We start from the raw sequence: 20,240 nt of genomic DNA, 5'->3' as shown, positions 1-20,240 counted from the left end.
AATGGATAGTCATGGCTACAGTTTTTTGTACCTTTATAGAAACAAATTTTTAACCTAAAAACTATAATTATGGGAAAAATTGAATCTATTAAGCCCGGTCCAAAACCTAAGACAGAAGAAGGACAAGATGACAGAAGAAGACGAGTTGACCCCCCAACTCAGCCGAAACACCCTACTTTAAAACCCCATGATCCTAAGAAGGGGAAATGATGAATAGAGGCGGTTTAAGTTAGGTCATAAAGAATGATGTATGGCTCGTGACGATTTTTCAAAAGACACTATCACTAAACTTGCAGAGCGAGTTGGCTTTCTATGCAGTAATCCTGCCTGTAGAACTCACACCGTTGGACCAAATTCAGAGCAGACAAAATCGACGAGAATTGGTAAGGGCGCACATATAACCGCTGCGGCAGTAGGTGGCCCTCGTTATGAGACCGGTTTAACACCGGAGCAACGCAGTCACATTAGCAATGGAATTTGGCTTTGCGCAAATTGCGCTGACCTGATAGATAAAGATGAAGGCAAATTCCCCACAATATTATTGAATAGTTGGAAAGCAGACGCTGAACTCGAAATGCATAAACGGCTTAAAGGGGAACCTTTGGAATCCGTTGCAGTTGGCGAGCCATATTTGGAAGTCGATCTGGTTTGGCAAAGAGGAGGTAGAAGTCCAAGAGGTTACAGTAACAAAAACCCGGTTGAAGTAGACGAAAATGGAAGGTGGGTTACATTTATCGGCGCTGGCGTTAAACCTATTATTCATTGGGAATTGAATTGGAGTTATGCACTTAAAATCTATAACAATTCAAGCTATCCAGCCTATAATATCTGTTTTCGTCAAATTAGCGACTTGAAATTCACTACTTTGGAAAAACTACCCATTAAAAATAATCTGCCCCCATATGATTATCTCGAATTAAAGGCTAAATACGTTGACCGTGTTGAAGGTATTCATACGGTAGCTGACGAGATTATGGCGAAGAAGATACCAGACGCTTTAAACGGCTTGACTTTTGAGATCGTTTATTTTGATGAAGGCAGACAGGAACATCGCACAGGTCTAAAAATAGTTGACGGTACCATTGAAAATAATAAAATTATTTAACTCCTTACGGTCAAAAAATCCGCGCCCGTCAAAAGCGTGTGGGTTCAATTCCCGCTCCGAGCATTTTATAATCAATTATTTTCAATGATTTGTTTTAGTAATATCTTTAATAATTGCTAAAATTGCAGAAAGGTGTTCTAATCGGCTCCCTTTATCCCCGCTGAGTAGCTACCAAAGAAGATTAAAAACGCTTAAAATCGCTGATTTTAGGCGTTTTTGCATTTTAGCCCCACCAAATTCGACCATAATTTCTCAATCTGATCGAGACCTCTTGCGAGACCTATTGCCATCTCGTACCTTATAGGTCTCGCTGAACCAATAAAAATGGCATGTAACTATTTAATTATCAGCGTTATGATTAGTGCTTTTTGTTTAAATTTCGCACTTAAAAAGACCAAAATTCTCGCTAACGGCACAGCGCCGATTTACCTACGTCTTACCATTGAGGGAGACCGGATCGAGTTCACCACAAGGCGTTATGTAAATCCCTCCCGCTGGAATGCCACCACACAGAAAATGACGGGAACAAGTGAAGAAGCCCGTTCCTTTAATCTTTACCTGAAAACACTTGGGCAGCAGGTTTATTATGCGCACCGGCAGAGATTGGCTCCGGAATATCTACATTGGTTAAGAAGGAATGTACATCACTAGCTTGTTTCCCTTTGTCTGGTTTTCTTCTAACATTAGGTGTGCCTGGATGACTGTTTTTGCACTGAATTCACCCACTGTATATACTGCTGGTCCTTCTATTACACCTTGCTGAAGCTTTGAAAAAAGTGTCGTTAACTGCTGACCGTAGACCGATAATGAGGTCGAATGACCATGTAAAGCCACTGCATAATTGGCAATATTAATAATTGCTGCTGCCTTGTTGAATAGTATTTCTTCGGCTGTTGGTGTCAACAGATTGGTTACATTCATGTATGACCCATAAACGTTCAATAATCCGGCACATAATGTAGATAGGGGGCCCCCAACCAGATCAATCGCTAAATCAAAGCCGCTGTTTGCATTTCCGGAACGGAGTGTTGTTTCCAGCCCGGGAAGGTGGTAATTATAAATGCGTTCTTTGGTCAGGCCGATGGCCAGGAGGCTTTCAATGCTCTGCGTACTACCCGCCGTTGTAAACAGATTTATATAACCTGCGGCCAATAAAAATTTGATCAACATCGAACCAACACCTCCGGCTCCACCTGCAATAAAAATGGGGGCATCTTTTTCCACCGTAAGCCTGTTGAAACACTGTAATGCAGTCAAGCCTGCAAGGGGTAATGCGGCAGCGGTCTGAAATGAAATGCCTTCAGGTAGTTTTGCCAGCAATTGGTAAGGCACGCTAATGTATTCAGCATAAGTCCCGTTTGAGCCAAGGCTGCCCACATAGGCTGCAACGCGGTCTCCGATTGTAAAATTCGGAACACCAGCACCTATTGTAGTTACTTCTCCAGACAATTCCCTTCCCAAGATAGGAGACTTCAGTAGTTTTCGTTCATTGGCTCCCTGGCGCATTTGATAATCGATAGGGTTAAATGCGGCAGCCTTAATCCGGACAAGCACCTGACCAGAAGCAGCAACAGGGGTGGCTACCTCTGCCAGTTCGAAATTTTCAACCGGGCCAAATTTCTTGAGAATAATTGCTTTCATGTTATGATTTCATACTTATCTTTTCCGGAGATAAGCCTCGACTGCTTTGACAGAAGAGCCAGTTGCATTCACTGCTGCTTTCAGTTTAACATTTGTTACTTCGAATTTATCTGCCCAATACCTCAGTTCAGCAGGCGAGGAAACATCGATCTCGTCTTTATTGCTTGTGGTTTTGATGTTAGTATCCATGATGTTTTTAAATTAGCTATCTGCTTGCTGAGCAGTTTATATCTTCCCGTTAAATTCCTTAATTAATTACTGATTATTATTTGGAGAGGCCGCTGGCAGCGGCGCGGAAACCAATGATAATTTATATTTTTTCATTTTTTATTTTGAGGTGTGAGGACGGATTCGAACCGCCGTAAAAGGTTTTGCAGACCTCCGCCTAAACCGCTCGGCCACTCCACCGTCAGAAAATAGCCTGCACGGCGGCCCGCGCAGGTTATAGTATGTACAGTCAGTTAATTATTACACTTTATTTACCCTCAACTTTTGGGGCAGTAACAGTTGTATTGCTTGGGCTATATATTTGGTTGAGTTTAGCCGCAAGTGCATTACCTCTCAAATTTTTTGCGATGATCTTTCCGTTGGGATCTATCAGGAAATTCTGCGGGATCGCTCTTACACCGTACTGTACGGCCACATCATTGCCCCAGTATTTCAGATCGGATACCTGAGTCCAGTTTAGTTGGTCATCTTCTACTGCTTTCAACCAGGCATCACGTTTACTGTCCAATGATACACCCAAAATAGTGAAGTTTTTGTCTTTGAATTGGTTAAAAGTTTTTACAACATTCGGGTTTTCTTTACGACAAGGACCGCACCAGGATGCCCAGAAATCAACTAATACATATTTGCCTTTAAAGGAATCAAGGTTAACCGGATTTCCGTCTTTATCGTTCTGGGTAAACAAAGGTGCATCTGCGCCAAGTGCAGTAGTTTTCCACCCTTGCAGCCATTTATTGTATTGCTTCCCGGGTACACTATTTTTCACATCGACAGCAAGTGAATTGTATAGGGGTTCTACATCTGTAGCTTCTGGAAAATACCCGCCATAGGTTTTTAAAGCATCCAAAGCAATCAATGAGTTTTTATGGCTATTGATGAAAATTGCCAACACTGGTTTTTGATTTTGCTCTATAGCTGTTGTTTTTTTATCCAGCTCGTCAGCCGCCTGGTCTGTTTTCTGATCTTTGGGTAGCGCGCTGTAAGCAGCCTCTGCCGCTTTTATCTGATCGGTATAGGGTTGCAGTACCTTTGTAAGCTCGGTGTTGACATCGTTAAGTTGCGAACCTGTTATTGTCGCTTTATAAACGGAATCAGAAGCAGTTATATTGATAGTAGCGGTCTCCAGGTATACCTGCAGTTGGTCTGGCCTTCTCGATCCTTTTAAACTTTCGCCGTTATGGGCTATGGTTAAGGTCGCCTTAACTGGATTGGTAAACGCACCTTTGAACTCGAAGACTCCCTGGTGCAGCGTGGCAGAATCGATTACGTTGCCGGTTGCCGTACGGTAAGTTAAGTATGCTTTCGCAGGGGCATCTAAATTTCCGATGCTGCCTTTAATCGTATAATTGATCGTTTGTGCTTTTAAGAAAACCGGTGCAAAAAGTAATGCGGTAAAAATGTACTTCTTCATGTATGTTGTATTTAGTGTGTAGATATATAATAATGTATGTTGTTGGTTAAGCAGCTACCAGCCGATAAACTGCGGCCAGCTTTTCTGCGACCACATTCAGTTCGTCCGGTGTATTGAATTTGCTGAAGGAAAAACGAATCGTTGTTCTTTCAAGATCAGCCCCTAAGGCTTGTAATACATGGGAGGGTGAGCCGCCAGAACAGGCGCTGCCGCCAGATACAGCGATACCTTCGTTATCCAGATAGCGCAAGAGATCCGTCTCCGTACTTGGAAGGTTTACACTTAATACTGTATAGAGGCTTTTATCGGAGTCGGCTGAATTTCCGTTGAACTGAACGTCGGGCAAAATTTCAGTTAAGCGGCTTATTAGCAAATTTTTTAAATGCCTGATAAAAGTGCTGTCTTCTTCGATACGTTCATAAGCCAATTCCAGTGCTTTGGTCATCCCAACAATACCGGGGATATTTTCGGTACCTGCGCGTGAGCCGCTTTCCTGGCCCCCGCCATGAATAATTCGGTTTAGTCGCTGTCCTTTACGACAATACAGAAAACCGACGCCTTTTGGCCCATGAAATTTATGTGCGGATGCCGCCAGGAAATGAACTTTTAGATGACTTAGATCATACTCGTAATGCCCCAGGGTTTGGACCGTATCTGTATGAAATAATGATTTATATTTTTCGCAAAGTTCACCTATTTTTTCAATTTGATTAAGATTGCCGATCTCATTATTAGCATGCATTACCGATACCAGATTGTGCGTATTGTTGCGCAATAGGTATTCCAGATGCTGTAGATCAAGATTGCCTTTTTCATCATGTTTAATAAAACTAACCCGGGTATGGTATTGCTTGCTTAAAAATTTAAGGGTCTGTAAAACTGCAGGATGTTCAAAAGGAGTGGTGATTACATGGTCGATGTGGTTGCAAGTTACTGCTGAGATAATAGCGATATTATCCGCTTCTGTGCCGCCCGAGGTAAATATGATCTCTTCCGGCTCTGCGTTCAACAAAACCGCTATCTTTTTCCGACAATATTCCAGTGCGGCTTTGGCTTCTCTTCCAGCCTTATGGTGCGAAGAAGGGTTTCCGAAATGGTTAAGTAAATATGGTGTCATCGCTTCCAGTACGATAGGGTCGAGCGGTGTGGTGGCGGCATTATCCAGGTAAATTTTCATATTTTGTTTTTTAATTGCCTCTATTCACTATCCCAGAAACCGCGCGGGTCGCATTAATTACAAGTAGGTACACTTGATTTTATCTATCTCCCGATTAAGGAGTGGAATTAGCACCTTATTGCTACAGGTTGCTAAGACGTCACAGGGCCATTCCCTCGGTCTTTCTGGATAAATGATAAAGAACGTTTCTGTGCAAAGATAAATTAATTACTATAATTTCTATAGATTTAATAGAATTAATTTAAAGAGGTCCTTTCTTTGTCTGCATTTGCATGGATATAAACACAAATTATACTATAAAGGTTTATTATTTAACCTTTTAACCACGAAAACGATGTTTAGTGTGGATAAACTACATTATATTTACCCCTCTTCACCAATTTTGATTTGACCTCTTTTTATTACGGTTAACCAATCTATTTTTAGGGGTTTGAAAAATTGGTAAAAAAGGGGCAAATAGATATATGCTTCCAGATATGGCCTTTAGGTTTTTGCATATTCTGATTTCATTATTGGATTTCAAAACTCTAGCTTGGGTTAATATTGAAAACAAATAAAAGAGACCGCATCATTTGATTATGATACGGTCTCTTCAAAGATCATTAGCGTATTTGGTTATTGATTTATTTTAAATGATTCCCATGGTCCGGCAGTAACTCTGTTACAGGTCATTGGTTGGGTACCGTTCTCACTCGAAACAAACAGTCCGTTATTACCCCTTAAAGAAACTGTTCCGTCTGCATTGCTTACCCAATCAAATTGTTCCCATGGGCCAACTGCTGTGCGGTTGCAGGTAATTGCCTGGGTACCATTTTCTGATGACACGTATTTTCCCTGTGTTTGCAAAGCAATTTTGCCACCTCCGGCATCCACAACTAGAAATGATTCCCAACCCTGGGCGACAGTGCGGTTGCAAGTCATTGGTTGTGTTCCATTTTCGCTGCTTACATATAAATTGTTTGAACCTTTAAAAGTTACCGTTTGCCCTATTGGTGCAACACTGCCGCTACTTACCTCGGGCTGGGTTGGGCGCGTAGCTGTAAGTGCAATTTGCCCTTTTAGCATTTTACCACCGTCACCTGTCAATCGTAAATAATAATCAGCTGAGCAGGCTGTACCATCTTCATCCAATGCTACGAAGGATGAACCACTTGGAACAAACGCCGAACTTTCCGCAGTTTTCGCAATCTGATTGCCTTCGTTAAATTCATCAAACATTGATATGTAAATGCCCTGGCAGCCAAGTTTTACCATGTTATAAAATTGGTGCCACATAAAATCTCCATGAACTCGTTGATGTTCCTGCAAATCGCCTGGCAATACACATGGTTGATAGTCGATATTATTGGAATTACAGTAGGCCTGATCTGGTATATTCACATTGTTGTAATAGTTATCAGCGTCGCTTATGTTGCCAATGCGGCCGATCATCCAGGGCGAGATCATATTAAAAGCACTGTAGGTAGCCAAAAAGCCGGGCCGGGAATCCTGTCCCGATGGTGCAGTACGCCATTGCGTTGGAACCCCTCCGATAACGTAACAGCCCTGTCCTTTAAACCAGTTTATAACATCAAGGCATACATCAGCTGTCCATGGATGATTGGTGTCGTTAAAACCAAATCCCCAGATACATACTACGGGTTTCCCGTTTTGTTTTGCATAAGCAGATGATGAGATATAGGCAGACATTTTACTGGTCCAATCGGTTTTAATTTCAGACTGCATATTGGTCCATCCACTTACATCATACATAATATAAAACTTTCGGCCATAAGTTTCGGCTGCAGTCTTAACCTTCGCGGTTATTGCATCGCGAATTGGCCCTTCCGAGCCATTAGGATCAAATCGTTGTAATGCGGCTGCGTCGATGCCATTCTGCTGCATCCATAGAAATTGTGTGTTAACAGTCTGATCTGTAAATGACGAAAATAATTTGGCCGGCTGCCCGTTGTTCAAATTTGCAAACCCTGTTTGATAAGTGCTGGTATAGTCACGTACATCTGGCCATGATTTGAAACCAAGGTTGCTTGCTGATGGGGCCTGTGATTCATCCTGCGACCAATGCCACCAGGCATTTATAGGTGAGCCATCACCAATTGCAGCAAACCATCCCTGGTAGCCAACAACAACTTTCCCAACAACATCTCCCGGTGAAGATGCTAATGATCTTGAACCGATCGTCTTCTTTCCAAATGTATTTGATTGTTCGGGGGAATTTTTCTTGCAGCTAATTACCATAATAGTAAGAGCCGCGAATATTATTATATTGATTTTTTTCATAATTGATTTTATATGGTTAGGTATTAGAGAATATTTATTGGATTTATTTTCCGCTTTAAGGGGGCTTTAAAATAAATGTTTGCATAATTATCAATACAGCTAATGATCTTGAAAAGACTGAGATATAATAGGTTTCGCAAGCAAGTTATGATTGGATATTAAAAATATCTTAATAATCAATTAATTTTAACTCTAAATAAAATTAATTTTTATGTGGATGAATTGTGGTGTTAATTAAAATAATAAGCAATATAAGATGGCCTTTACAATGAGAGCAAAGAGATCATAGTATGCTACTACCACATTTTAGCAGCTGATATCAATGCATATTTTAACAACGAAAACACATAGAATTTTAATAGACTACAAATTTAGTAGCGTATTATTGTTAAACTTGTGGAAACAATAATTGAATATTATTATGAAGGAATATGCCCTTATCACCGGTGCGAGTAAAGGAATTGGCAGGTCTGTTGCATTGCAGTTGGCCGGTTGGGGCTACAATCTGTTATTAACTGCAAGGTCTGAAACAGAACTACAGCAGATTGCTGAATTAATTAAAAAAGATTATGGCGTTGACGTTTATTACCTGGCGATTGACTTGTCGGAGAATGGGGCGGCCGCAAAACTTTCCGACTGGGGCAAAGGGTTGTCAGTTCCAATATCTATTTTAATTAACAATGCAGGATTTGGTGCCTGGGGTAATTTTGAGAACGTAGGCCTGGAAGAGCAAATAAAAATGCTGAACCTTAATATAAATGCATTGGTTGAACTGACTTATTTTCTGCTGCCTATATTAAGGAAACAAAACACTGCATTTATATTAAACGTGGCAAGCACTGCTGCGTACCAGGCGGTACCCACATTGGCGGTATATTCGGCAAGCAAGGCCTTTGTGTTGTCTTTCAGCAGGGCATTAAGGTATGAACTGATAGATAGCAATGTTTCTGTAAGCTGCCTTTGCCCAGGTCCAACTGATACAGGCTTTGCCCACCGGGCCGGAATGGATGCCCTGGCAGACCTGGCGGCTAAGTTTAATATGCAGGCTGATGAAGTGGCACAAGTTGGCTTAAAAGGAATGTTCAGCAAAAAGGCAGAGATTGTACCCGGCTTTTTAAATAAGCTGTCTGCTGCAGGTGCAAGGCATCTTAACAAATCACTTATTGAGCGGATTACAGCCGGTTTATATAAGAAATAAAAAATAGTAAAGATTATTTTGATAAGTAAAATATTTACATACATTTGCAATGTCTACTATATCCATAGACATAGTATTAATTGAATAATAAACAACATATCAAAATCGCGCGCCCCATGCGAATGCACCTTTCCGTTAAGGTGATGTGTTGCTGTTGTTGTTAATTCTTCCCGGTTATTCATTTCAGCATCCTGATCTGCCGGTTTTAAAGCTTCTCTTACTTATTAATTTTTAATTTAATTTTCAATGTCAAATCTATACCCAAAGTATACCCTCGGTTCTCTAATCACTTCTGAACAACGCGATTTTTTTAACGAAAATGGATTTATTCATTTCAAAAACTTCATTAAACCCGAAACGGTTGCAGATATTATTCGTGCATCTGAGCAGGTGCAGCAAAACTGGATCAACAATAAAATTGAAAAAATAAACGGGGTACCTATTAAGTACGGAAAGGATTTGGACGGTTCTGCCATTGTGCAACGCTTTGCCTTTATAAATCTTCATCATCCTATTTTTTCTGAATTCACGAAAGATCCCAGATTTAACGTACTCCTCAACATGGTTGGTGCAGGTGCACGATTAGGCACTACCGAAAAGGATGGAATGGTACTTAATCACTATGTAAACGGGCCAAATAGCAGCTTTACCAAAATGGGCTGGCATACCGATGGCTTAAGAGATATTTTCCACGGACAAAAACTAAACCCAATGCTCAATGTTGGGATTCATCTGAGTTCGTTAAAACCCGAAAATGGTGGCTTAAGGATACTGCCCGGTACGCACAAACAAAACCTGTATAGCATGTTGTTCCGCAAAAAATATTTTCTTGATAACAATGCCGATAAAAACGAAATAGCAATTATTCCGGAGGCTGGAGACTTAACTATCCACGACGGTCGTTTATGGCATCGCGTGGCACAATCTTCAGTTATAGGGGAGGAGAGTCGCAGAAGGGTGATTTACATTCCTATTATAGCCGGAAAATATGCACCTAAACACGAGGACAGCCCAACCGCATTTTATCAACGTTTTGCAAGCCTGGTTAAATAGATTTTATGATTATAGCAATTATTATTGGCTACTTTATCAGGAGGAGAAGGTTGGCTACGGTGAAAGTTAAAGTATTCAATTGAGGTATACCTTAAAAAAATACATATGATTACTAAGCTCAGCTCTACAGAAATTATCCACTTTTTGGTGATCTTACTGATCATTTTGGTGCCAGCCCGGTTCCTGGGCGAAATTTGCCGCAGATATAAACTCCCGGCCATTATAGGTGAAATTTTTGCTGGCATTATTGTAGGGCCCACGTTACTGGGTACCTTTTTTCCGGAAGTATTTAGAAATATATTTATTGAAGCACCAAAAGCCAGTGGCGCTTTTGATGGAATAGCTAATATTGGTATCATTTTATTGATGTTTATAGCCGGTTTTGAAGTTGATTTAAAACAGATAAGACAAAATGGCAAACAAGCAATAGCTATTAGCTTATCCGGTATTATATTTCCGTTTGCAATTGGCTTTTTAACGGTATGGTTTTTATATAAAGATCATTTTGCTAACGGCGTCAATAACCAGCTGGTTACGTCGCTTTTTTTTGGCACGGCGCTTTCTATTACTGCACTTTCAGTTATCACTAAAATACTGCTCGATCTGGATATTCTTAAAACGAGGATAGGCAATATAGTATTAACCGCAGCAATGGTGGATGATTTTTTGGGGTGGATTTTGTTTTCAATCATCATCCAGATGATGAATGCAGGCAAGGAGCAGGTTTCGTTTTGGTCGGTGATAACCGTTGTGCTGTTTGCCGCGTTTATGCTTACTGGCGGACGCTGGATTATACACCGCTTACTGGCTTATGCAGGCAAAAGTGGTAAAATGAGTAATGTATTTACGGTGGCAGTTTGTCTGTGCTTTATAGGCGCCGCAGTTACCGAAGCCCTTGGTGTACGTGCTGTGTTTGGTGCGTTTTTAGTAGGTGTAGCCATTGGCGATTCCGAATATTTTACGGAAGCACATAAACAAGTATTGCACCAATTTACTATTAACGTTTTGGCGCCGCTATTTTTCGCTTCGGTAGGTTTACGATTAAACTTCATATCCAATTTTAATCTGGAAATAGTAGTTCTTATCCTGGTAATTGCCTGTTTTGCAAAGCTGATAGGCGCCCGTATTGGCAGTTCTCTGAGTGGGATGACCAGGAACGAATCAGTTGCAGTGGCCTTTGGAATGAATGCCCGTGGTTCGCAGGAAATTGTGCTGGGCTTAATTGCTTTACAAGCTAAAATTATCAGCGGGCCAGTATTTGAAGGATTGGTGGTTATGACAGTGGTTACGATGGTTATTTCGGGGCCGATAATGAAATACTATTTTTTAAAAGACCAGAAATTACAATTAGCTCAATTGTGACTTTAACTATAACAATGAGCTTTTGTGTTCGTCGCTAATTAAAGCATTGGAGATTCAACTTATTAAAAAACGTTATATAACCTATCAATAATCAAAATCCTATGGCAAACAACACAAATTCGCAGCCTAATGATACCGCTGTTCATCAACAGATACTTTTGGCCAACGCTGAGTATGTTAAACACTTTGGCGATAAATCAAAACTCGCATTGCCCCCTGCAAGGCAATTTGCAATACTTACCTGCATGGATGCACGATTGGATCCTGCAAAATATGCAGGCCTGGCAGAGGGTGATGCCCACGTTATCCGAAATGCAGGTGGCCGGGCAAGTGACGATGCCATCCGGTCACTTATTATATCTCATAAATTGCTCGGCACAAAGGAGTGGTTCGTAATTCATCATACAGATTGCGGGATGGAACTGTTCACTAACGAGATTATCCAGGACCTGCTCTCCAAAAGCTTAAAAACGGCAGCCGTAGATGAAAAAGGCTGGCGGAACGTGCAGGAAGAAGGAGGATCGGGCGAGGCCAGATTTATTAACTTTTTAACCATAAAAAATCTGGAAGCAAGTGTTACTGAAGATGTGGAAAGAATTAGAAAGCACCCGTTGGTAGCCAAAGATATCCCCATTTATGGTTATATTTATGATGTCAAGTCAGGAAAACTAATTGAAGTTGCGGAAGCAACAAAAGCAGGTAAACGTATTGAATAAAAAGGCCATTGCATTTTTAAAGTCAGTGGCCTAAATGAGGTTTGGGCCACTGAAGATAACCATATCTCCCCGGCGGAGGGTTCCCGCCGGTGACTTTAACTTAATATATATCATATGAAAAAAATAGTCTTTATTTTTATCCTAATCTCAATCATCGCACAAAGCCGTGCAATTGCTCAAACTGCTTCCGGCAATCTTACTATTGAAAGCTATTACAAAGTAAAATGGGGTTATGCAGATGAATTTATAGCGTTATGGAAAAAGAATCATTATCCGTTACTTAAAAAGCTACAGGATAAAGGTGATATCGTCAGCATAAAAGCAGAAGCCCCTGTTCTACACAGCAGTGAAGACAGCCGCTGGGATTTTAAAGTGGCTATAACTTTTAAAAATGAACACCTCGCTCTGGATTATAGTATAATTGATCCATTTAAAAAAGACCTTTATCCTGACCAGGAAGGCTACAAAAAAGCAGAACAGCACCGGTTTGAACTGCTTATTTCACATTGGGATGTAATTGTAGAAGCCATACCCTTACCACAATAAGTAATCAAAGAATAGTATTGTTATTTGTTCTGCCATTTATAAAATTTTACAATAAATATTAAACTCCTATTTGTTCTATAGAATTAATATACTATTATTGTGAAATACAGATTATAGATCAACTATATCCTTTATTAATAAAAAAATGGCAGAACAAAAAACAAAACAAACGGCCCTGGGCGACGCAGCCGCCAGGCAATTGGCCATTGCTACGCGCACGGTCCCTCAATTATCAAAAATTACCCCCCGCTGGTTGCCCCAGCTTTTGAACTGGGTTCCTGTAGAATCGGGCGTGTATCGTTTAAACAGGGTTAAAGACGCAGAAAACGTAGAAGTAGATTGCTCATCCAGAGACGAACGCGAACTACCATCTACATTTGTTGACTATATTGAAAATCCGCGCGAATACAATCTGAGTGCTGTAAATACAGTGCTGGATGTTCATACCCGTGTATCCGATTTATATAGCAAACCTTATAACCAGATCAGCGAACAACTTCGGTTAACTATTGAAATTATAAAAGAAAGACAGGAAAGTGAACTGATTAATAATGAAGAATATGGTTTGCTGCACAGTGTTACTCCGGGGCAAAAGATTAAAACAAGACTAGGGCCGCCTACGCCTGATGATCTGGACGAGTTGATAACAAAAGTTTGGAAAGAGCCTGGGTTTTTCCTGCTTCATCCTTTGGCTATTGCCGCTTTTGGGCGCGAGTGTACCCGTCGGGGAGTTCCGCCGCCAACCGTTTCACTTTTTGGATCGCAATTTATTACCTGGAGAGGAATTCCGCTGATCCCTTCTGATAAACTACCTATTCATAACAATAAAACCAAAATCATACTACTTAGAACCGGCGAGAGCCGCCAGGGAGTTGTTGGCTTATTTCAACCCGGCTTACCCGGAGAGCAATCTCCCGGACTATCAGTACGCTTTATGGGGATCAATAATAAAGCTATTGCTTCCTACCTGGTATCGCTCTACTGTTCATTAGCGGTATTGGTTGATGATGCGATTGCTGTTTTGGAAGATGTTGAATTAGGAAATTACCATGAGTACAAATATTAACGAAGATAGTCTTCCTAACTTGTTGGAGCTTGAAAAACTGGCTAATCAGTTTTTCAAAGCTTTACCCGGAAGTGCTGATCCAATAGCTCAAACAGAGCCGATAAAGGAATATAACCCTGTCGGTGATTACGCTGGTGGGATACCTGGTGCAAACGGTTTTCCTATTGCTTTATTTGGCAATAACCCGCAACCGCCATCACTTGCAGGTGTGGGTGCATCTCCATCAGCTGTTAACCAGGGAAACGTAATCAATCTAAACGAACCTCAAACCAGTTTTGAGGATCCTGCCGTACAGCCATCGCACCTTTCAAATGGCAATAACGTACCCGCTACTCCTTTTTCGGGAAACGGATTATCGCTCAATAATTTAAATGGCTTGCCTTATTTGCAGGATCATTCTTTTGAGAAAGAATTGCAGGATACGCTCAATAAGATAAATACTGCTCCTGCGGTTCCGCAACTCCCTTTTGGATCAGCGCAACAGGTAAGTGACCCATCGTATTATTTCCTGAAAACGATACCTCCGCAGTTTTCTGCTCCAAAATCTTCGGGCGCAAGCGGAATAATCAATCCGCCTTTTGATGTAAACATCATCCGGCAGGATTTTCCCATTCTGAAGGAAAGGGTAAATGGCAAACAATTGGTTTGGCTGGATAATGCGGCAACTACACAAAAGCCTAAACAGGTAATTGACCGGATCAGCTATTTCTACGAGCATGAAAACTCAAATATTCATCGCGCCGCACATGAACTGGCAGCAAGGGCCACTGATGCGTATGAAGGAGCCCGCAAAAAGGTGCAAAATTTTCTGAATGCAGCATCTGTTAATGAAATTGTTTTTGTGAGGGGTGCCACAGAGGCAATTAACCTGGTTGCCAAAAGCTGGGGCGAACAAAACTTGCAGGCTGGGGATGAGATTATTGTTAGCCACCTGGAGCACCATGCAAACATTGTTCCATGGCAGCAACTTGCGAGTAAGAAGAATCTTAAAATCAGGGTAATCCCGGTAGATGATGACGGGCAGCTTATCATAGAGGAATATACTAAACTATTGGGCCCTAAAACAAAGCTGGTATCCTTTACGCAGGTTTCCAACGCATTGGGAACAGTAACTCCTGCAGAACAAATTGTAAGGCTGGGCCATTTGGCAGGTGCAAAGGTTTTAGTAGACGGGGCACAGTCAGTATCGCATATGCCTGTTGATGTTCAGGCATTAGATGCCGATTGGTTTGTTTTTTCGGGCCATAAAGTATTCGCTCCTACAGGTATTGGAGTGCTTTATGGAAAAGAAGATCTTTTAAATGAAACGCAACCATGGCAAGGCGGTGGAAATATGATTGTTGATGTGACATTTGAACATACGCAGTATCATAATGCCCCGGCCAGATTTGAAGCAGGTACAGGTAACATAGCGGATGCCGTGGGACTTGGGGCGGCGATAGACTATGTAAGCCGCATAGGAATGGAGAAGATCTCGACGTACGAACATTACCTGCTTATATATGCTACCCAACTTTTAAAAGAAGTACCAGGTTTACGGTTAATTGGTACTGCTGCAAATAAGGCCAGCGTATTATCATTCGTGCTCGAAGGATATAAAACCGAAGAAGTGGGGCATGAACTCAATAAGCAGGGAATTGCTGTACGTTCAGGTCATCACTGCGCACAACCAATACTACGCCGTTTTGGGGTGGAAAGTACTGTTAGGCCATCGCTGGCATTTTATAATACCTGTGCAGAAGTTGACTTACTTGTGGAAACGCTTCATCGACTTAAAAAATGAAAATGGAAGCAAACCGCGTCAATACGTTTATTGAACACCTATACCAGATCCATAAGGCGGAGTGGGAAGCCACTCCGTCTTTTAGGCAGGCGGTAGATTGGCTGTCAGATCTTTTTGAATTCCTTTTTCCCAATAATCGTTTAAACAGACAGTCGATATATGAGGGACAGCTTAAAAAGAATCAAATTGATCTGGAGAATATTTTGTTGAGTTATCTGGATCCATCTACCATAAATATTGATGAAGTTATTTATAAATTTTACGCCTCGCTTGAAGAAATTTACCAGAACTTAAGGCTGGATGCCACAAAGATTTATGAAGAAGACCCTGCAGCTGTCAGCATACATGAAGTAATTGTTTCTTATCCTGGCTTTTATGCAACAGCGGTTTATCGAATTGCCAACAAACTGTCACAACTATCAGTACCTATTTTACCCCGCATATTAAGCGAACATGCACACGGCAAAACGGGGGTAGATATTCATCCTAATGCACAAATTGATGTGCCGTTTTTCATTGACCATGGCACTGGTATTGTTATTGGGGCTACGAGCATTATAGGTAAAAATGTTTGTATTTATCAAGGAGTTACACTGGGAGCATCGCAGGTAAGTAAAGTGTTGTCTGATGTTAAACGGCATCCTACAGTAGAGGATAATGTAATTATTTATGCCCGAAGCACCATACTTGGCGGCAAAACAGTTATAGGGCATGATAGTGTTATAGGTGGCAGCGTCTTTTTAACCAAAAGTGTAGCCCCTTATTCAAGCGTTTTCAATACGCACCAATTGCGAATAGAAGTTAGAGAAGAATAGATAATAACAATAAACAGTTGCAGGATAGGCTTGATTTTATAAACAGAACAGTCTGCTACTACACAATCAATGACTTTTCAGGTAAAAAAAGAACCAGGAGTGAAATCTACCGCTCCTGTAATACCTCTTTTTAGGCATCAATTAATCATTTTAAAAAAAAATGTATATAAAGTCTATAGATTTTATATACATTTGTATCGTTTAGTCGATTTAATAGTTTGAAAATACTTGTCTATAGAAGGTTGAAGGTTATTTCCTTCAACCTTCGGATAAGTTAAAGGAAATGATTTTTGATTTAATAATGGATAATATTAAAATTTACCTGGATAATGCAGCGAGTACTCCGCTTGATAGGGAAGTGTATAATGTGATGACGCCTTATTTGTTGGATAAGTTTGGTATTCCGTCTGCACATCATGGATATGGGAGGGATGCAAAAGCCGCAATTGAGATTAGCAGGATAAGTATTGCCAAATTATTAAATGCTTCGCCCGAGGAAATTATTTTTACATCTGGAGGCACAGAAGCAAATAATCTGGCAATAATTTCAACCATTGAATGTGCATTTGTTGATCATGTAATAACTACTCCTTTTGAACATCAGACAGTACTAAAAACATTAAAAGTCATGCAGAGAAAGCATGACTTGCGAATAAGTTATATCAGGCATGACGAAAAAGGTAACCTTGATATTAATTACCTCGACTACTTGCTCCGAACAAACACCCGGAATTTGGTATCGGTGATGCATGCCAATAATGAAATCGGAAATTTAAACGATATAGAAACAATTGGTGTGCTTTGTGAAAAATACAAAGCGATTTTTCATACTGATGCTGCACAAACGATGGGATACTATCAACATGATTTAAAAAAACTAAAGGTTAATTTCCTTGCTGCATCTGCCCACAAATTCCATGGCCCTAAAGGCATTGGGATACTTTATTGCCGCAAAGGAAGCAGATTATCGCCATCGCTTAATACTTCCACAGAAAATATACCAGGCATAATTGGCCTTGCCAAAGCGTTGGCAATAGCTTATGATGAAGCAAATAAAAAAGAGAGGTTAATACAAAGTATGAAAGACCGCATGATCGATAAACTATCAGCGCTGGTACCCGGAATCAGGTTTAACGGTAATTCTGCTGATTCAAAAAAAAGCATTGCTGCTATATTGAATGTGAATTTACCTCAAACCCTGTTAAACCGGAACCTGTTGCAATACCTTGACGACAATCAGATTGCAGTATCGGGTGGGGATAGTTCTTCATCACATGTATTAAAAGCTTTAGGCATCGAAAGCGGGTCTGATAATCTCCGTTTTTCATTTAGCAAGTTTAATACCTTAAATGAAATAGACCACGTGGCAGAAGTTATTACATCTGTTTATCAAACAGTTGCGGCATAACATTCTCTCTTATTTTAATTACCTCATTACAAATATTTAATGCGCTTTAAAATCATTTTCCCACAGCTTGCTTTTTTGCTTCTGTTCGCCATATTAAAAGTAGAGGCACAAAACGTCACGCCCGGCCCTCGTGTATTGGTTGTTGTGGCCCATCCAGATGATGAAAGCATATTTTCAGTAACGCTTTATAAAATTGCAAAAGAGCAGCATGGTACAGTTGATTTGTTTGTGATTACAGATGGAGAAGCAGGCTATAAATATTCTACCCTGGCCGAAGAATACTACCATGTTGAACTTACGGATAAAAAAGCCGGGCAGGCCAATTTGCCGCGAATCCGGAAAAAAGAATTAAGAAACGCAGGTAATATTATAGGGGTTTCTAATTATTATTTCGAAGATCAAACAGATGCCCATTATGGTTTAGATGAAAAAGAACCGTTGGATACCAGCTGGAATATCGCGCTGATTAAAAGAAATCTAAACCGTGTGTTATCAAAGAAGCATTATGATTTTGTTTTGTGCTTATTGCCGGATTCCTCCACACATGGGGAGCATAAAGCGGCCACACTTCTCAGTTTAGATGTAATAGCAGGATTACCTGAAAATAACAGGCCTGTTATACTAGCAGCTACTACCAGAAATAAGACCGATCAGATATGCAGATTCTCTGCATACAAAGATTACAGTGAAACCAGCACACTCACCGACACGCCTTTATTTAAGGTGGACCGGACAACATGTTTTGGTTATAGAAACAAGATTAATTATAAAATTATTGCCAATTGGGAACTTGCTGAACACAAAACCCAGGGTTTTACACAAATGACAATGAATGATGGTGACCTGGAAGAATTTTGGTATTTTAAATTAAACGGCAAAGCCGGAATAGATAAATGTGTTACCCTGTTTAATTCATTAAAACAAACCCCTTATTTATCTAAAACATATTAGTTTATATAAAGAATAAGTTCTGATAAGATGAAAATCTTGTACTTGTTGTGGATTTTACGTATGTCTGAATTGTAATAAATTATATATATTCCATAGATTTAGTGTATTAAAATTATATTTGCACTCTGTTCAATTTTTTAATTTAGTAATGAATAAAATAGCACGTTTAATAAGCCGGTTTATCCTGGGTCTTTCTTTTATAGGTAGTTTTTCTGCCATGGCACAAACTAAAGTTCCTGAAGGCAAATGGAGAGCGGTGTTCCATTTAACCAATGGGACCGATGTTCCTTTTAATTTTGAGGTGGATGGAAAAACTGCTGCCACCAGGAAAATATATTTACTGAATGGTGATGAGCGTTTTGAAACCAGTGCGTTAACACAAAAAGGCGATTCGTTATTTGTTCCTTTTGACCAGTTTGACAACGAATTGGCATTTGCCATTGGTTATAACAAACTGACTGGTACTTTCAGGAAAAAAGACCACTCCGGCAGAACCATTCCGGTTGATGCGGTATTTGGCCAATCCTTCCGTTTTGACGATAGCGGAGAAAAGCCCTCAGCAGATATTTCAGGTACTTATGATATTGATTTCAAATCAAATAGCGGGAAAGAAGAGAAAGCGGTAGGGTTGTTTAAGCAAAAAGGTAATAAACTGTATGCCACCTTCATGAGGATTACCGGCGATTCGAGGTACCTTGAAGGGATTGTAAAGGGAAACCAGTTTTTTCTTTCCTCATTTATCGGCGGCGGCCCTGCTTACTATTCAGGCACCTTTGATGCATCTGGACAGCTAACAGGAACATCAGGTGGCTCACAATTTACCGGAGTGAAAAATGCCGGCGCTGCACTACCCGATCCTTATAAACTGACTTATCTGAAAGATGGTTATACCAGTTTTGATTTCTCTTTACCTGATGTAAACGGCAATAAGGTATCGCTTAAGGATGATAAGTATAAAGGTAAAGTGGTTATTGTAACTATCACCGGAACATGGTGCCCTAACTGTATTGACGAGGCGGCCTTTCTGGCTCCCTGGTATAAAAAGAATAAGAACCGTGGCGTAGCCGCAATTGGTGTTCATTTTGAGCGCAAGGCTGATACTGAATATGTTAAAAATGCCATTGAGAATTTCAAGAAGAGATATGGAATTGAATACGATGAAGTTTTTGGTGGCCTTGCTGATAAAAAAGCAGTTGCTGAATCGTTTCCGTCGTTAAACGCATTTTTATCCTTCCCTACAATTATATTTATAGACAAAAAAGGGAATGTTGCAAAAATTTATACGGGTTTCACCGGGCCCGCAACCGGAGTTTATTATCAGCAATTTATTAAAGAATTTAATGAAGAAGTGGACAGCCTGTTGAAGATATAAATAGCTGGTACCACCATTTTTGATTCGCTTATTTGCTTATCGGAACACACCTTATTGCACGCTGCTTCAAAGCTGCCGGCCAGGAATTCTTTATGGTATTCCCGGGTCTTGTTCCAGCTTAAATGACG

Annotated in this window: 18 protein-coding genes, 1 tRNA gene and 1 riboswitch; of the genes, 13 read left to right on the top strand and 6 right to left on the bottom strand. The window is 40.5% G+C overall.

Annotated elements, in window-relative coordinates; translation table 11 throughout:
• Positions 1-250 precede the first annotated feature (250 nt).
• Positions 251-1,105, top strand: coding sequence for a hypothetical protein (locus tag JN11_RS16725; RefSeq protein ID WP_144914395.1), 855 nt, complete (start codon positions 251-253; stop codon positions 1,103-1,105).
• Positions 1,106-1,429: 324 nt separating this feature from the next.
• The gene (locus JN11_RS24980) at positions 1,430-1,756 is read left to right on the top strand and encodes an Arm DNA-binding domain-containing protein (RefSeq protein WP_144914394.1); all 327 of its coding nucleotides are present in this window, start codon (positions 1,430-1,432) and stop codon (positions 1,754-1,756) included.
• On the opposite strand, the gene JN11_RS16715 is transcribed toward JN11_RS24980, so the two are convergent.
• The 6 genes from JN11_RS16715 to JN11_RS16690 all read right to left on the bottom strand — a co-directional run bounded on the left by JN11_RS16715 (position 1,733) and on the right by JN11_RS16690 (position 7,842).
• Positions 1,733-2,746 (bottom strand): quinone oxidoreductase family protein, encoded by a 1,014-nt coding sequence (locus JN11_RS16715; RefSeq protein ID WP_144914392.1) that lies wholly within the window; start codon positions 2,744-2,746, stop codon positions 1,733-1,735. The genes JN11_RS24980 and JN11_RS16715 overlap by 24 nt on opposite strands.
• 15 nt (positions 2,747-2,761) lie before the next feature.
• Positions 2,762-2,935, bottom strand: coding sequence for a DUF3606 domain-containing protein (locus tag JN11_RS16710; RefSeq protein ID WP_144914390.1), 174 nt, complete (start codon positions 2,933-2,935; stop codon positions 2,762-2,764).
• Positions 2,936-3,081: 146 nt separating this feature from the next.
• Positions 3,082-3,154 (bottom strand) — tRNA-Cys (locus tag JN11_RS16705).
• A 67-nt stretch (positions 3,155-3,221) separates the two neighbouring features.
• Positions 3,222-4,385 carry a TlpA disulfide reductase family protein gene (locus JN11_RS16700; RefSeq protein WP_144914389.1) on the bottom strand — a complete coding sequence of 388 codons (1,164 nt, stop codon included), beginning with the start codon at positions 4,383-4,385 and terminating at the stop codon, positions 3,222-3,224.
• 46 nt (positions 4,386-4,431) lie between these two features.
• Positions 4,432-5,562: a cysteine desulfurase family protein gene (locus tag JN11_RS16695; protein WP_144914387.1), complete on the bottom strand. Its 1,131-nt coding sequence runs from the start codon at positions 5,560-5,562 to the stop codon at positions 4,432-4,434.
• Between the two features lie 76 nt (positions 5,563-5,638).
• Positions 5,639-5,737: riboswitch (SAM riboswitch) on the bottom strand.
• 440 nt (positions 5,738-6,177) lie between these two features.
• Entirely contained in the window at positions 6,178-7,842 is a 1,665-nt protein-coding gene (locus JN11_RS16690) for a lectin (protein WP_144914385.1), read from the bottom strand.
• A 421-nt stretch (positions 7,843-8,263) separates the two neighbouring features.
• Between JN11_RS16690 and JN11_RS16685 the strand changes: the two genes are divergently transcribed.
• From JN11_RS16685 to JN11_RS16635, 11 genes are all read left to right on the top strand, one after another.
• Positions 8,264-9,040 carry an SDR family NAD(P)-dependent oxidoreductase gene (locus JN11_RS16685; protein WP_144914384.1) on the top strand — a complete coding sequence of 259 codons (777 nt, stop codon included), beginning with the start codon at positions 8,264-8,266 and terminating at the stop codon, positions 9,038-9,040.
• Positions 9,041-9,286: 246 nt separating this feature from the next.
• A complete protein-coding gene (locus JN11_RS16680) occupies positions 9,287-10,093 on the top strand; it encodes a phytanoyl-CoA dioxygenase family protein (RefSeq protein WP_144914382.1) in 807 nt (268 codons plus the stop codon).
• 105 nt (positions 10,094-10,198) lie between these two features.
• Entirely contained in the window at positions 10,199-11,455 is a 1,257-nt protein-coding gene (locus JN11_RS16675; RefSeq protein ID WP_144914381.1) for a cation:proton antiporter, read from the top strand.
• Positions 11,456-11,556: 101 nt separating this feature from the next.
• On the top strand, positions 11,557-12,171 hold the full coding sequence (locus JN11_RS16670) for a beta-class carbonic anhydrase (protein WP_144914379.1): 615 nt from the start codon (positions 11,557-11,559) through the stop codon (positions 12,169-12,171).
• 114 nt (positions 12,172-12,285) lie between these two features.
• On the top strand, positions 12,286-12,717 hold the full coding sequence (locus tag JN11_RS16665; RefSeq protein ID WP_144914377.1) for a hypothetical protein: 432 nt from the start codon (positions 12,286-12,288) through the stop codon (positions 12,715-12,717).
• A gap of 145 nt (positions 12,718-12,862) precedes the next feature.
• Entirely contained in the window at positions 12,863-13,783 is a 921-nt protein-coding gene (locus JN11_RS16660; protein ID WP_144914376.1) for a family 2A encapsulin nanocompartment shell protein, read from the top strand.
• Positions 13,767-15,566: a family 2A encapsulin nanocompartment cargo protein cysteine desulfurase gene (locus JN11_RS16655; protein WP_144914374.1), complete on the top strand. Its 1,800-nt coding sequence runs from the start codon at positions 13,767-13,769 to the stop codon at positions 15,564-15,566. The genes JN11_RS16660 and JN11_RS16655 overlap by 17 nt, the downstream gene beginning before the upstream one ends.
• A gap of 2 nt (positions 15,567-15,568) precedes the next feature.
• A complete protein-coding gene (locus JN11_RS16650; RefSeq protein WP_144914572.1) occupies positions 15,569-16,381 on the top strand; it encodes a serine O-acetyltransferase in 813 nt (270 codons plus the stop codon).
• A 301-nt stretch (positions 16,382-16,682) separates the two neighbouring features.
• The gene (locus tag JN11_RS16645) at positions 16,683-17,789 is read left to right on the top strand and encodes a cysteine desulfurase family protein (protein WP_246139041.1); all 1,107 of its coding nucleotides are present in this window, start codon (positions 16,683-16,685) and stop codon (positions 17,787-17,789) included.
• Positions 17,790-17,828: 39 nt separating this feature from the next.
• Entirely contained in the window at positions 17,829-18,740 is a 912-nt protein-coding gene (locus JN11_RS16640; protein ID WP_144914373.1) for a PIG-L family deacetylase, read from the top strand.
• Between the two features lie 148 nt (positions 18,741-18,888).
• The gene (locus JN11_RS16635) at positions 18,889-20,112 is read left to right on the top strand and encodes a peroxiredoxin family protein (protein WP_144914372.1); all 1,224 of its coding nucleotides are present in this window, start codon (positions 18,889-18,891) and stop codon (positions 20,110-20,112) included.
• Positions 20,113-20,240: the final 128 nt, after the last annotated feature.

Source organism: Mucilaginibacter frigoritolerans (assembly GCF_007830615.1).
GTDB lineage: Bacteria > Bacteroidota > Bacteroidia > Sphingobacteriales > Sphingobacteriaceae > Mucilaginibacter > Mucilaginibacter frigoritolerans.
This window is presented reverse-complemented; position numbering and strand designations above follow the sequence as displayed.